Source organism: Saccharothrix deserti (genome assembly GCF_009769385.1).
Taxonomy (GTDB): Bacteria; Actinomycetota; Actinomycetes; order Mycobacteriales; family Pseudonocardiaceae; genus Actinosynnema; species Actinosynnema deserti.
Window position 1 is genome coordinate 1 of sequence record NZ_VKAB01000169.1, and the last position, 615, is coordinate 615.

The 615-nt window shown below is 64.6% G+C and carries 1 protein-coding gene; it reads right to left on the reverse strand.

The features are described 5' to 3' along the window. On the reverse strand, positions 1-615 hold a 615-nt coding region (locus FM051_RS50055), incomplete at both ends, for an AMP-binding protein (protein ID WP_158855020.1).

Here is a 615-nt window from a genome sequence, read left to right on the forward strand (position 1 = left end):
GGAGCCAGTTGGTGATGTGGGTGGGGTTGGTGGGTTGGGTGGTGGTGATGTAGGCGGTGAGTTGGGGTTGGTTGTTGTGGTGGTGGGTGGTGATGGTGGTGTCGGTGATGTGGGGGTGTTGGCGGAGGGTGGTTTCGATTTCGGCGGGTTCGATGCGGTGGCCGTGGATTTTGGTTTGGTTGTCGGTTCGGCCGTGGTAGTCGAGTTGTCCGTCGGTGCGCCAGCGGGCGAGGTCGCCGGTGCGGTAGAGGCGTTGGTGGGGGTGGTGGGGGTTGGGGAGGTAGTGGGTGGCGGTGTGGGTGGGTTGGTTGTGGTAGCCGCGGGTGGTGCCGTGTCCGGATAGGTAGAGTTCGCCGATTGTGCCGAGGGGTTGGGGTTGGAGTTTGTGGTTGAGGATGTGGGTGGTGGTGCCGGGTAGTGGGGTGCCGATGGGGGTGCGGTGGTGGTGGGGGTTGGTGGTGGCGTGGGTGCTGTAGGTGGTGTCTTCGCTGGGTCCGTAGAGGTTGTGGATGGTGGTGAGGGTGGGGTGGTGGTGGAGTCGGGTGACGAGGGTGGGGGGTAGTGGTTCTCCGGCGAGGTTGAGGGTGTGGGTGTGGGGTGGGATGGAGTTGGTGG